This window comes from Desulfovibrio sp., from assembly GCF_009712225.1.
GTDB lineage: Bacteria > Desulfobacterota > Desulfovibrionia > Desulfovibrionales > Desulfovibrionaceae > Desulfovibrio.
In genome coordinates, this window is the sequence record NZ_WASP01000012.1 from 88119 (window position 1) to 100908 (window position 12790).

12 protein-coding genes are annotated in these 12790 nt (G+C 57.9%); 6 read left to right on the forward strand and 6 right to left on the reverse strand.

Annotated elements, in window-relative coordinates:
- Positions 1 to 74: 74 nt before the first annotated feature.
- Positions 75 to 1526 carry an N-6 DNA methylase gene (locus F8N36_RS14360; RefSeq protein WP_291333548.1) on the forward strand — a complete coding sequence of 484 codons (1452 nt, stop codon included), beginning with the start codon at positions 75 to 77 and terminating at the stop codon, positions 1524 to 1526.
- 122 nt (positions 1527 to 1648) lie between these two features.
- On the opposite strand, the gene F8N36_RS14365 is transcribed toward F8N36_RS14360, so the two are convergent.
- Genes F8N36_RS14365 through mobH form a run of 3 tightly spaced genes read right to left on the reverse strand, consistent with a single transcriptional unit; the run spans position 1649 to position 6432 of the window.
- Positions 1649 to 2257, reverse strand: a complete 609-nt coding sequence (locus tag F8N36_RS14365) for a DUF4400 domain-containing protein (protein WP_291333550.1) — start codon at positions 2255 to 2257, stop codon at positions 1649 to 1651.
- A gap of 10 nt (positions 2258 to 2267) precedes the next feature.
- Complete coding sequence (gene traD / locus F8N36_RS14370; protein WP_291333552.1) at positions 2268 to 4151, reverse strand: conjugative transfer system coupling protein TraD; 1884 nt, start codon at positions 4149 to 4151, stop codon at positions 2268 to 2270.
- Entirely contained in the window at positions 4141 to 6432 is a 2292-nt protein-coding gene (gene mobH, locus F8N36_RS14375) for a MobH family relaxase (protein ID WP_291333554.1), read from the reverse strand. The genes traD and mobH overlap by 11 nt, the downstream gene beginning before the upstream one ends.
- 106 nt (positions 6433 to 6538) lie before the next feature.
- Here mobH and F8N36_RS14380 point away from each other — a divergent pair, with 106 nt between their 5' ends.
- The 5 genes from F8N36_RS14380 to F8N36_RS14400 all read left to right on the forward strand — a co-directional run bounded on the left by F8N36_RS14380 (position 6539) and on the right by F8N36_RS14400 (position 10572).
- Entirely contained in the window at positions 6539 to 7330 is a 792-nt protein-coding gene (locus F8N36_RS14380; protein WP_291333556.1) for an OmpA family protein, read from the forward strand.
- Positions 7331 to 7364: 34 nt separating this feature from the next.
- A complete protein-coding gene (locus F8N36_RS14385) occupies positions 7365 to 8072 on the forward strand; it encodes a hypothetical protein (protein ID WP_291333558.1) in 708 nt (235 codons plus the stop codon).
- Between the two features lie 191 nt (positions 8073 to 8263).
- Positions 8264 to 9232, forward strand: a complete 969-nt coding sequence (locus F8N36_RS14390) for a hypothetical protein (RefSeq protein WP_291333559.1) — start codon at positions 8264 to 8266, stop codon at positions 9230 to 9232.
- Positions 9233 to 9287: 55 nt separating this feature from the next.
- Positions 9288 to 9587 (forward strand): exonuclease domain-containing protein, encoded by a 300-nt coding sequence (locus F8N36_RS14395; RefSeq protein WP_291333560.1) that lies wholly within the window; start codon positions 9288 to 9290, stop codon positions 9585 to 9587.
- Complete coding sequence (locus tag F8N36_RS14400) at positions 9556 to 10572, forward strand: hypothetical protein (protein WP_291333561.1); 1017 nt, start codon at positions 9556 to 9558, stop codon at positions 10570 to 10572. The genes F8N36_RS14395 and F8N36_RS14400 overlap by 32 nt, the downstream gene beginning before the upstream one ends.
- Positions 10573 to 10735: 163 nt before the next feature.
- Here F8N36_RS14400 and F8N36_RS14405 read toward each other — a convergent pair whose 3' ends face one another.
- From F8N36_RS14405 to F8N36_RS14415, 3 genes are all read right to left on the reverse strand, one after another.
- Positions 10736 to 10954: a hypothetical protein gene (locus tag F8N36_RS14405; RefSeq protein WP_291333562.1), complete on the reverse strand. Its 219-nt coding sequence runs from the start codon at positions 10952 to 10954 to the stop codon at positions 10736 to 10738.
- A gap of 171 nt (positions 10955 to 11125) precedes the next feature.
- Positions 11126 to 11707: a hypothetical protein gene (locus tag F8N36_RS14410; RefSeq protein WP_291333563.1), complete on the reverse strand. Its 582-nt coding sequence runs from the start codon at positions 11705 to 11707 to the stop codon at positions 11126 to 11128.
- A 31-nt stretch (positions 11708 to 11738) separates the two neighbouring features.
- Entirely contained in the window at positions 11739 to 12752 is a 1014-nt protein-coding gene (locus tag F8N36_RS14415; RefSeq protein ID WP_291333564.1) for a CBASS cGAMP-activated phospholipase, read from the reverse strand.
- Positions 12753 to 12790 lie beyond the last annotated feature (38 nt).

Consider the following 12790-nt stretch of genomic DNA (forward strand, 5'->3'; position numbering starts at 1 on the left):
CGGCCAGGCAAAATTTTCGATCAAAAGAGCAAAGCTACTCTGGGGCTCAACCCGCTCCCGGAGAAGCCCCCGATATGATGATCGATCTCTTCGCTGATCCTCGCGCCACCGCGATCGACGAACTTCACGCCGCAACGGCGATCTATACCTGTAGCGACATCGTGGATGATCTTCTTGGCCGTCTCCTCTGGCCATTCGGCGATCGGGTTTTGGTCGACCCGAGCTGCGGCGATGGGATGTTCCTCTGCCGCGCTCTTGTTCGCCTGCTGGAGGCGGAGCCCGAAATCTGTTCGGGCAGAATTCTTGCACTGATGACGGGTTGGGAAGTTCATCCGCATGCCTCTCACTCAGCTCGCGTCCGGATCGGTGAGGTTTTGGTCGATTACGGTTGGAACATGGAGGACGCCCGTGACTGCGCAGGCCAAATGATCCGAAATGCCGATTTTCTCACCGCGGGGCCGGATATGCCAATCTACGATGTGATCGCGGGAAATCCGCCCTACCTCATTTGGTCTCGCGTGCCTGCCCTTCTGAGAGAGGAATATTCGGCTGTCGTGCCGCGGCACGCGCAGGCCGACCTGCTGCACTCGTTCCTCGATCGATGCTCGTGCTGCTTGAATGTTGGGGGTGAAATTGCCCTGGTCACCTCCGACAGGTGGTTGTTCAATCTGAATAGCCAGAAGCTGCGAGAGGCTCTCGGCCAGCGCGACTTTGGTCTCGCGCATGTCGAGCGCTTGGACCCGCGAACAGCATTCTATAGACCGAAAAATCGAAAGGCCGGGCAGCCGCCAAGGATCCATCCGGTTAGTGTTGTGCTCAGAAAATCGGATGCCGATCTCCGTCGCTTGAGCGTCTCTGCCATCTACCCGGACGCACCTGATTTTGATGCATCGAAATCTGGCCCAACCCTCGAAGCGGTGGCCGACGTGCAGCTCGCCCCGTGGCTCGGGGGTAAAGGCATCTTTGTGGTCGATAAGATCGTTGCGGACGCTTTGCCTGGTGACCGTCTCGTGCCGGCTATCGACACGTCGGATGTCGTCGATGGCATTCTTCAGTCGCCAACGCGGTACGCAATCCTCACCTACCCCGGCGAGGAACCTCCAGAGGCCATCCGTCGGCATCTGGAGTTGACCATGGTCAGGATGTCGAATCGTGGGCTTCAGGCGCCCAAGTGGCAGCCGCCGGAGTCCTTCCACGCGCTGGATCTGTCACAGCCTCGCTTGATGGTGCCTCGGATCACTCGGAGCCTGCGCCCAATTCGCGTGCCGGCCGGTGTTCTCCCTTACGATCACAACCTGACCATCGTCCAAGGTAAGGCCTTGGACCTCGATCAAATCGAGGATTTATTGTTGTCTCCGGAAGCTGCGGAATGGTTCGAGATCTGCACCCCGCGACTGGAGAACGGTTTCAGGTCGCTGACCACCACCTTGCTCAAGTCACTGCCGGTGCCGGAGCGGTATTTGTCGGGCTTCAGCTTCAACACAGAACTCGCCGATATGGGCGTAATGATCCGGACTCACTGCTGACTGCGGCCGCGAACCGGCAGAACATCGGAAAGTTGGTGTCCCTCCGCGCCCGGTGGTCATACCCACGGCCACATTGGACCGGTGACCCCACCACCGGTTGGCGGGGGACCCCCCCCCGCGTGCTACAGCTTCTTCTGCATATTGGCTGCCGCATTGTTCAGCGAAAACGCCAGTCCGATGAAGACGAACGGGATGATCGCCGGCGAAAGATGCGTCGGGAAAGTCGAGATGGTCAGCAGCATAACCGGCGCCATGTAAATGCCTCGCTTGCTCCAGGTGTGAGCGCGCGGCGAGGCATAAGCGAAGCTGAATTTTCTGGCCTTCCAGCGGCAAATTCCGTCGACCCAGAAAGGAAGCGCAACCAAGAGACCAATCGGAGCCCAAGCGCTGATCCAAGCGCATCGAATGAAAAACTGCTGGACGGCGTTGAACATCACCGTGAGGCGCAATTTCCAGGACTGGTTCTTCAGGCTGGGGCCAAACCACTCTACAACGCGCCGGCGCACGCCGCTGTCCTCTATCGCCCCCTTATACCAAGCCATTCCTTTCGCTTCGATCTGTTCGTAGGCTTGGTCGCCAATTAGCAAGATGTGATCATTGTTTTCTGCAGATATCTGCTGCGCCATGTCCGTCGGCTGAAACAAGCAGAACACCATAAGCACCGTGAAACAGGCGAAGGCACCCTTGAAGAACCAGTTTAGCCCCTGCCCTCGCGAATCATTTCCCGCCATGATTCCCCTCCTACGCCGCCTGCTTGATTTCTTCGCGCTTGATGAAGGGTATCCGGCCCTTCACCACCTGGCCGCAGATGTTGCCGACGAATTCGCAGGTTGGCATCTTGCCGAACATCGCCGAGGGATAAAGCTCCGCAGGCTCCTGCATCAGACGCTCACCGAGGTTGGCGTCAAATTCTGTACTGCCAGCTTTTGACGAACTTCCTTGCGTGTTCATCACGTATTGGACTGTGGTCTCCGGAAGGTTGTCGGCCAGGTATTTTTGGGTCTCACCATCCCGCAGCCGGAGCGCAATCCAACTGTTTTCGTTGCCGAGAACCTGGGTCGCCATGTCTTTGTTGCCGAGCGCCGCAGCAAAGTCGGCGATGGTTTGGACGGCGATCGTTATTCGGAATTTCGCGCCGCCCGATTTATTCAGCAGTTGGATGAAGGGAATATGCTTCCCGACCTCGGCGCCCTCGTCGATATAGAGGTTTACCGGGTCGTCGATGGTTCCATAGTTGTAGCGCTGGCCTGACATGGTGGCGAGGTCGGAGAGGAACATCGCACCGATGCAGGACCCCACCATGGCGTCGGAGAGGCAGTCGAGCCCAAGGTACAGCACTTTGTTCTGAGCGATGATCTGACCGATGTTGATCATCTCCCGCTCGACGTCCGTGAAATACTCGGGTGACAGCAGTTGGGCCAACGGGCCACTGGTCAGCATATCGAGGATAGGCAGCAGGACCGCGATCATCTTGCCGAAATGCTCGTGCGGATGTTCCTTCTGGGAAATCAGGCCTTCGAGGTCGGTGTTTGGCTTGCTGGGCTGCACATGCTGCCGATAGAGGCCAATGACGATGTCACACTTGGACCTCTTCCCTCCCTTTGACTTGGCATTGGCCTGGTATGCGCCATCGCGCAAGGACGGGTAGCTTTCCAGTGCCGAGACGCAGTAGGCATCGAGCGCCTTCCAAGTCAGCTCCTCCAGCATTGCCGGGCTTTCGAGGGCTCGCCGGATTTCGATCAGTGATGGCTTGGTCCCGACCTGCAAGAGGCCGTTCACCACGGCATTCAGAGCGCGCTGAGAGAACGCGACGAACGAGTCGCCGCCGCTGCGGCTGCTGGGGATTAGGGAGGCAATACGTGATGCCAATTCGGTCACGCGGTTAAAGGTGCACAATGGGTCCAGGCGAGCTGACTTTTCCGGGAAGGCAGGATGGAACCACACAAACTGATCGGCGCGGCCGGCGGCGATGCAGGCGCGCTCCACGGCTGCCCGGAGATCTGGATCGCCCTTGGGATCGATCACGATGACGCATTCGCCGCGCTCGATCGCCTGCGCGATAGCCAAGCTCAAAAAGACACTTTTACCGGCTCGGGTGGTCCCCACAATGAGAAGGTGGCCGAAGAGATCTGGAAGGGGGATGAAGATGTCCTTTTCGTTTTTCTCTTCCTCAAGGCCGTGAACCCAGACCGCGCCCTTGGTTTCCCGGTACTTGCTCTGTTCGCCCTTGGGAAGCGGGCCAACGAGCTTGGTTTCGTCCATATTGTCCTGCACCTCTTTCATCAGTTGGCGATGGGTGCTGGACCATTCGAATCCTTTCCCGATCCACAGTTTTTTGGGATTTTTTCTCGCGATCTCGCGGACGTCGTCCAATTCGATTTCCGTTTCCTCTTTCAGGAAGCGCTTGCCGCGAGTAAGACGCCGCTTCTTTTGGAATACCTTCCAGCCTTGCCGGCCGCGCACCAGCGCGGTCAGAAAAAGTGCCGCTGCGGCACCAATCCGGATCTCCATCGGCAACGGATTCTCTTCCAGCAGCGCCAAGATCGCCAAGCCGGACGCAACCATGCCACCCGATGCCAGAAATTCGTAGGGCGGACGGAAAGGGTTTTCGTATTCAGCCTTCATGATTCCGGATCAACTCCAATTGATGGCCGTCTTTTGGAAGGGTACGGCGAACGAAAAATTCACTGTTCATCATGGCCTCGGTATAGGCACCGGGGGTCAGTCCCATGTTTTTGGCATACTGATTGAATTCGGCGGCCGAGAGTGTCAGGACACGGGCGCCTCTTTCGGCAAACAGCTTCAAGATGTCCTCTTCCACTCTATTTGGTTTGCTTCGATCCGTAGGGCCGAGCCCGACGAAGGTAATCAGAGGAACGAGTACCTCGGCCGGGCCTCGCCGCAGCGGAATCCAGCCTTGATCATCCGGTTCCCTAGCCGAGATCAAGTTGGCTTCAATCATGATTTGACGGCCTTTTTCGTAATCCTTGCCTTCGGGCCAGGCCGCCTTCAGGAAGTGCGGATACCGGAGGAAGCACCCCGATTCGGTCACCTTCACAAATTCATTTGCGTCGATCTGCGGATCCTTGATCGCACGCCAAAGCGGCATCGTCATCACGGGGTCAGCCATTATCAGATCGTCGATGTCTTCCTGGCAGACCTGTTCCTCCGATCCCGGCACATCGGATGCCAGAGCTTCCGACCCACCGCCATCACCGCCCTCTGCAGGCATCGCCTCCGGCGTCACTGCCTGTTCTGCGGCATCGCTGCCAACCGCCGACTGGGGCTGCTCTTCTTCTTTCACCAGCGCCGGGTCAAAGGCCCTGCCGCACTTACCGCACCGGCCGCTCTCAACGTCTTCGAGCACTTTGTTGCAGCCAGGGCACAAGTAGACCTTCTCCGCCGCGGCGCTGTCTTCGGTGGGTTCAGCAGCCGCCACTGTGCCACAGGCGGCGGGGGGTGCCGCGTTCTCTACTTCGCTTGATTGGGAAACCGAAGGCTCCGTCTGAGAAGGTGGAGCCGCCGCAGCCTTCGGCGAACTGCCCTCCTTCACTGGCACGGGCGTTTTGATGGGCTGGCCGGGCCGGAGGGGGACAACATTATTTGGCAGCAGCACCTTCGGTGCGGGTTTCTGCGGCGCAACCTTCGGCGCAGGTTTTGCCGGAGCACCCTTCGGCGTCGATGGACTTGCGGGCGCTGGCTGCTGCTGATTTGTCTGTCCACTCCCTGGTGACTTAGCCTCAATCACACTTGGCGGATGGCTATTTAAAATGCTGACGTCAGCCAGTTTCACGAAGGTCAACGGCTTTTTCATGTCGTCGACCAATAACTGAATCAGCACCTCGCTATCCGGCGACGGAACGATGATCCCGCGCTCCAATAATATGCTGAGTAGCACGTCCGGGTTTTGGGGAATACCCGGGACATTGTCTTCCCTAGTCTTCGCGATCATCTGAAAGGCCATCGCCGGCCAAACGAGATAAGCTGCGTCCGCCTTGTCGACACGAAGGTGCCACAGCGCTGATCCTCGAACGTTCCATCGCTGTGCGCCTTCGGTGATCAGGGCTCGAACCGCCTGGATCAGGTAGCGCTCCACGGGTACACCAATGCCAGGATCGATCATCGCACCCCGACGTTTCATGTCGGCACTTGTGCTTGCCATGTCGGCGGCGACAACGACATCGAGCAGTTTCCCTTCCACTGCCCCTGACACTGCGTCGAAAAAAGCGGCACGCAGGTCTTCTGGCTGCTCGCCGAGCCAAGTATCAAAATCGCCTTCGATGATCTTGTGCGTGGGGTCAGACCACATGCTTTTGTGACGACCTTTGCGGAATGGCTTCCAGCGCAGAAAATATCGCTCAGTCTGGATATCGCGCGCCCAGGCGAGTAGTGATTGTTTGTTTGGGTTCCATTCGCAGTGACCGCTTTCGGTGGTCACTGCGATGTCTGAACTCACCTTTCCAATATCGTGCAGTAGCCCAGCGACGCCGGCGAGAATCACCCAGGCGACTCCCCGTGCTTGCCGGCGTTCGGGGTACATACCGACGTCCCACACTTCACCATTGGCCCGGCGCGCTGCATAATGCGCAACCTCGAATCCGTGGCGAAGTAGGCCACCCGCTTCACGGTGATGATTATTTTCGCTAGCCGGCAGAAGGTGCACGAATTCCGTGTATTTCCTGATCACTGGCATGATCAGTCGCTCATATTCTCCGTTGCCCAATGCGATATCGCTGCGCAGCAGTCGCAGGATATCGGTCTGGTCGCGCAGCAGCCGATCGACCGAGGCGGCCGGCAGGCCCTTGGCAAAGGGCGGGCTTCGCGGAATTTCACCGAGTTTTTCATCGTCTGCAGCGATTCGCGCACGAGCCTTTTCTTCTCGTTTCCTCGGCCACCAACTCCACATTGCCGATGTGATCCCTGCTCTGATCTCGCTTTTTCGACTGAACCCGCTGAGGAGAGATCCCGCAGACAGCCGCCATTCCAGGAGGAAAATATAGCCAGGGGATGCCTTGCCAACTACGCCGGATTCTGCACGTTTTCGCGTTGTATTCCCCCTATATATTGATCGGCAAAAAGTCTCTTATTGCGGGAGAACACTGAACAATCGGGCGCTTCTAAAAATGCACTTCAGACTTCGGCAGGTTTGCTTCGGCGCATTAATTGGTATGATGGCTACAGGCATCGTTGGCTGTGCCGACGACGATCCGATGAACCAAGTCGCAACGGGTACTCCCCAGCCGATTCTGGCAGATGTTCCGACTGGCATGCTTGTGCCCGCCGACTATCGTCCGATGGCACGCCTGGTTCAGCTTCCACGGGCCGGGGCTGCCTATATCCAGCCAGATATTCAGCAGGTCGTTTCCACAGAGCCGCCTTTGGCGGTCAAGGTGTCCAGCACCCCATCGCCGGAAGGCGTAATTCCTTCATCTCCACCAGTTGGGACGACATCACTGCAGGCGCCACCTGCAGCCGAACAAAAGTTCCAAGTATTTTTCGACTTCGCAAAGGCCACGATCTCGGCTGCAGCGGAGCAGACATTAAGACAGGCCATGGTCAGCGCGCTGGCGTCCGACGTCACCACGATCTCCGTGACGGGCTACACCGATTCGGCCGGCACGGACCAATATAATTTGGCCTTGTCCGTGGAACGCGCCAAAGCGGTGCGGAATACCCTTATCAGATTGGGCATTCCTCCGGCCGAAATTGCAATCGCCGGCGAAGGCAAGACTCACCAACTCGTTCCCACAGCCGATGGCGTCCGCGAGCCACAAAACCGGCGTGTCTTGATCCTGCTGCACTGACATCCGCCACCATCATCGAACGAAGGAGACCTCAATGTCCCTTGAGAAACTGTCACGCTATCTGCCACTACTGCGGGTCTTCATGATGACTTCCATTTTCTACGGACTTTTCTTCTTGATCTCGTACAACGGCTGGACTTCCGTCCTTTTCGCCGGCTTTCTGTCTGCCGGCCTGGAGGCCAGGATCCGCAAGAGCCTCAAAGACTGGAAGCGGAGGGCTGAAGAATCCAATTGCCCGAGGTGGCGGATTCTGGTCAATGACGTCGAAGTCGGCACGATTTCGGACGCCGAATATGCCCAGCTTCAGCTCGCAGCGTTTCGAGATCGACGGTTCTACTTCCGTCAGGTCTGTAATCTCTTTGCGATAGCACGTCAGATTTTCAACTGGCTGGTCTACTTGGTCCCCGGCGCCGTGTTTTGGCTGGTCTTCCTCGGGTTCGTGTTCTGGCCTCGTGAATTCGCTGCAGCTCTTACGGAATTCGTTGCGACCGTCCAGGACAAGGGACTGGCGCCCTTTGCGAATTCAGCGCTCATCCAACTCTTTACGCTCTCCCTGGCAGGCACCGTTTTTTTCGAGTTTATGTTCGGTCAGAATAAATTTGGTTTCATGAACCATCATGCAGTCATAGTGGTCGACTCCATTCGCGAACGCCTCAAGGTGCCGGTCATCGGTACGATGACCTTTGAGCAAATGATTCCGGTTGGAGTCGCTATTTCGACCGATACCGCCGGCGCAGCGTGACCCCGAGTGTCATTTTCTCTGAGGCCGAGGGCTATATCGCCCTCGGCGCGACCCTATCCAGCCCCGACTGGAATAGCCCCTCTTCAGCCAGGCACATCGCCTGGCTTTCTTTTTTCAAAGTCGGCCCCGTTAAAATTGCGTACGCCGGACGACGGGGTATTGTTTTGACAGAAAATTCCGGGAGTAAGTCAATGCGCTACCTGCCCATCGTTCTTCTCGCCGCCACCTTGGGAGCCTGCCAATCGGCACCGCCGCCGGCCCGGCCCGTTGCCATCGAAACCGCCCCACGGATTGAGATGCCGGTTACGGACAAGGCCGACGTCACATATATGGCGCGGTATATGCTGCCGGGACCCATGCAGAGTGCCCAAGCGGTCTATAGCGGCTTGAGCAACACTCCGACGGGGGGCTTGTCTCCGACCGGCGGGAACATCGTCGGCGCCGGCGTCGCAGGAGCTATGGGCCAAAGCCCAGTTTCTCGAGTTGGCGCGCCCACCGCCCTTTATGCCAGTACAGCTTCTCAGATCTTCTTCGGCTTCGCGGGCGCAAAATCGCCAGCCAACGTGGTTGGTCGGGTCTACCTCCCGCGAGCAATTGACGGCAAGACCCTGGCCTCGGCCGAAGAAGCGCGCGAATTCGTTCGTGAAGATGTCCGTCGCCGGATCGATGACTATGCCGCGCAGACGGGACGGACCGTCTCTTGCTTCGACCAGTGCGACAGCTTCTATCCAACCTACCGCCTGACAAAGACTGGAAGCCAGACCTGGCCGTACTATGACCCGGCTGAACTCTACGTCACGTTCTTCATCCACAAACCGACAAACATGGAGCGGAAGGGCAATGAGGTTTTGGACAAGATCGTCCACTTTACCAACGCATGGGAAGGCGGCTATTTCCTTGCTTTGAACAATGCCCCGCCGGCGGGAGGACACACCACCAAAGACGGTGAGAGTGTGCCCGAGTTCCAGGACACCAGCGCCTTCGCTCATCCGCTCGAACGGACGTTGCTGCGCGTCCTGACCAAAGGCGGTAATTACGCCGTCGGCAATCAGTATTGGCGGCAATTCGCATGGAATGGACGAGTGTTCGCCCTGGGCGAAAAGCTCGACCTTGAAAGCCTGATCCAGTACGAGATCGCGCCGTCCACGGATCGTCCGTGATCCGCGAGCTGGCCAGGGTGGCACACGTTCAATTTTTCGGCAGGAGATCCCCCTAATGAACGCCGATCTTGAAGCGATGGCAGCCACCCTGGTCAGCAGCGGCGAATACCGCGTGCAACGAAAGCTGGTGCCCCGCCGGCAGATCACCCCGCCAAATGGAGAGAAGAAGTGGCTCGGTATTTGCCTTGATATCGAAACGACCGGTCTCGACCCAATTTCTGACGAGATCATCGAATTGGCGATGGTCCCTTTCACCTACGGATTTGACGGCCGCATTTACGACATCCTCGAACCTTTCTCACGGTTCCTACTGGGATCTTCCAATGATCCAGCGAATTTTCCAATTTTCCCCTGAAATCTTCTCATTTGGTGGAGAGCCGGCCTCAGAACCAGGAAACGCTGGGGGTGCTGTGGGTAAGTGGCCTGCCGCAGCGACCGGCAAGAGTCTGGCGGCGGCAGGCCACTTATCCACAGCGCGGACACTTCGAATTGTCGGCGGCTCTTGGTTGCCTGCGTTCGATCTTCATCGTTGGCAAAAGAGAAATGCGCAGGAGGATCCTGGAGAAGCAGAAAGCTACGCCGTCAACCCCGTGGCTGCTGTTTCGATGAAACCTTCGGAGATCACTGGTCATGGTTGGGGAAGGCTAGTCGGCATCATTGCCGTCCTTATCGTGAGCAATGCGGTGGCCATGCAGGCCGGCGGCGCCACCGATGAGTCCTCGAAACGAAGTGTGTCGGAACTCGCCGAAAGCATCCCTGTATCTGATCTCGCCATAGACATAGAGGGCGGCGCTGCCGTTCGTAATTTGCGTCCGCTCCGGGTCGGTCAGGGGGCGGTCCATGTGGACGAAGGTCACCGTGTCTTTGGTGGGAGGAAGGGGACCCCGTCGGCCGGAGAATTCGGTTGGTGGTTGGGGAAAAGAGGGATCCGGTTGATCGAAAACTCTCATGTCGCCCCAGGACTGGAAGTCGTAGGCGGGAGTCTGCCCGAAGTTCTTGATTCGGACCGACACCTCGGGCGTCGGAGTGTCCAGACCGTCAACGTAAATCTCGTCGACAAACACGTAGGCGCGGAGCGTGCGTTTCTCCTGGTCGCGGGAGCCCCAAACCTGGAAACCAGAGAACGCGGTGTAAATAAATATGAGAAGTATGGCGAGACGATCCCAAAACCACTTTATTTGCTCATTTCGTGTTTGCTGCTGCTGATCAGCGGTGGGTTCGTGGAGTATGGGTTGAGGCGTCGAGGCTGGTACGGTGTTATCGCGGTTTTGATCGCATGGTTTCCGTTCGTTGGCGGACTCATCGCCTTTGTCGTCGGTTTTCTCGGTCTGACTCCCTAATTCCATTCTTGCCCCATGAATCAGGTTCAGGTCAGCGACCACCAACTCGGTGTCGGCCCTTCGAACACCCTATGTTTTGAATGTCGAATCCCGCCGCGCCGTATGATGGTAGTGGCACGGCGCGACGGGGACGATTAGACAAAAGGGCCTTGTCGTCGGGTGGTTACACGGCACGCCAATGATCGGGCTTTTTCTTGTCATTCAAGTGCCGGACGCGAGCGGTAAGCGGGGCGTGGCCTTTTCCCTTTGCCCAGTCGATCGCATCTTTCTGTGTTCTGAAGGTCCCCAAGACATGATCGGCGTGGTCTTCGACGACAAAGTCATCAATGCGGGTTCCCTCGGGACGGCCTTTAGGGCGCGCCTCAATATAAACATTAGCCATGATTCCCTCTCTTTACGTGTTTGTTATCGAGTAATGGACATCGGCACGGAGCTTATGCGCCATGAAAAACTCCTGCAAGTGGCGTAGATGCGTATTTTTCTTGGCTTTCCTGCTCCCGACTGCCTCGGTCGCCGCAAAAACGTTGGGACTGGCTGGAGTTGTTCCGACCTCTCAGGGATTGAATGTCGTGAAGGTAACCTCCAGAAATGAAAACTCCGGATCGCCGGCGACCGTGTAGGTAGTCGAGTCTCCGGATTTCATCTGCGCCGTCTTATCGATCACGGTGCTTTGGGGGACAGGAACGGCGGTAATCGGCGGCGGACTCAGCCGCCGTTCCATGATCTCCTTTCCAAGGTATGCATGCTCAACTGCCACGCGAACCTGGGCCTCAGCCTCGCTGGCCGGATCGACAAGGACGGTCGCGGCGTAGCCGGTGCAGACCGGCACGGCCTGCAGAGTATTACCGCTTTGCACGGCAAAGTCCGAGCGAGTGATGGAGTTTCCGCGGGCGATAAAGCCACTCCCCATAAAGGGAAATGGTGCCGCAACCACATGCTTGTCGTGATCGAGATAGCGTAGCGAGACGACATAGTTCACGGGGTATTTCGGCACGACGGGAGGCGGTAGAGGCGCCATCACATTGATATCGTGGCAATTGTCGGCGATGGGGATGCGGAACCCGTCCGCCTTCGCCGGCCCAAGCGCCGCCACGGTGATGCCGCATATGGTGCAAAGGAATGTGGTCAGCTTCATTTATTCGTCCTTGATGTGATGATGGTGGTGGTCAACTGGCGATCTTTGCGCCGTGACAGGGGGTAAATGCTTCACGGTGACCCGTGAGAAACTCCCGACGTAGAAGTGGCAAGGCTTCTCGGGCGCATTCGGCTCCCAGCCCAGTCAAGCGGTCGATTTTCGTCGTGTCGTCCAAAGAGAAGAGACCCTTTGGTACCGTCGGGTTGATGCGGTAAACGTTGTGCTCCCCGGCGAGAAGCTTTGCGGTGCCGACCGAGCCGAAGGACTGCCCCTGCATCAGCAGATCGATGGCACCGCGGCCAAGTTGAACGATCCCGGTTTCGGGGTCTGCCACAACCACTTCGTCGCCGCAGCCCAAACTGAGCAGTCGGACGGCATGAGGATCCCATTCGAGGACACCGACAGCCTCGACCATGGCCATTCCCATTGGATTGTTCGCCCATATTCCGCCGTCGATGATCCGAGCGCCGGATGGCAGAGAATGAGCTGGGAAATAGGTTGGCGCGGCGGCCGTCGCGAGTGCCACGTCGACGGCCTTCGCACGATGGTCGATCTCAAGTCGGGGATGGTGCGCTGTCTTGAAGACGTAAACGGTCCGCCGATCGGCGAGATAGGCCGGTATGAGCAACCGCGTTTGGCTTTCGCCAAGTTGTCGGTCGCCCAGCACCTCCTGCAACGCCGAGCGAAGCATGTCGGGCTGATGTTTCGGCGCGAAAAGCTGCTTGGCTTGGCGGGCGTGCCGCCCCATCAAATTCCGTAGGCTGCCCGCGATGCGGCCCATCTTGCTTGTAGATTCGTCGATTGTGCGGGCGCCAAAAATACCCGGTCCCTCATTTCGGTAGAGATCCAGGACGCGGGCAGCAGGCACGCCAAGCCCCAGGCCGATCGCGATGATTCCCCCGGTCGAAGTCCCGGCGATCAGGTCGAAGTGATCGACGATCCGCTGGCCCGTCACTTCCTCGTCCCGAGCCAGGAAGGCGATCGGCATGGCGCCCTTGATCCCGCCGCCATCGATGGAAAGGATTCGTCTAATACCAACTTTCACTGATTAGAACCCATGCGCCCATTTCCGGAGTCCAATGG

Excerpts from the sequence above, each read along its gene's own strand:
- F8N36_RS14360 (WP_291333548.1), top strand. The coding sequence starts at position 75 with ATGATGATCGATCTCTTCGCTGATCCTCGCGCCACCGCGATCGACGAA.
- F8N36_RS14365 (WP_291333550.1), bottom strand. The coding sequence starts at position 2,257 with ATGGCGGGAAATGATTCGCGAGGGCAGGGGCTAAACTGGTTCTTCAAG.
- traD (WP_291333552.1), bottom strand. The coding sequence starts at position 4,151 with ATGAAGGCTGAATACGAAAACCCTTTCCGTCCGCCCTACGAATTTCTG.
- mobH (WP_291333554.1), bottom strand. The coding sequence starts at position 6,432 with ATGTGGAGTTGGTGGCCGAGGAAACGAGAAGAAAAGGCTCGTGCGCGA.
- F8N36_RS14385 (WP_291333558.1), top strand. The coding sequence starts at position 7,365 with ATGTCCCTTGAGAAACTGTCACGCTATCTGCCACTACTGCGGGTCTTC.
- F8N36_RS14390 (WP_291333559.1), top strand. The coding sequence starts at position 8,264 with ATGCGCTACCTGCCCATCGTTCTTCTCGCCGCCACCTTGGGAGCCTGC.
- F8N36_RS14395 (WP_291333560.1), top strand. The coding sequence starts at position 9,288 with ATGAACGCCGATCTTGAAGCGATGGCAGCCACCCTGGTCAGCAGCGGC.
- F8N36_RS14400 (WP_291333561.1), top strand. The coding sequence starts at position 9,556 with ATGATCCAGCGAATTTTCCAATTTTCCCCTGAAATCTTCTCATTTGGT.
- F8N36_RS14405 (WP_291333562.1), bottom strand. The coding sequence starts at position 10,954 with ATGGCTAATGTTTATATTGAGGCGCGCCCTAAAGGCCGTCCCGAGGGA.
- F8N36_RS14410 (WP_291333563.1), bottom strand. The coding sequence starts at position 11,707 with ATGAAGCTGACCACATTCCTTTGCACCATATGCGGCATCACCGTGGCG.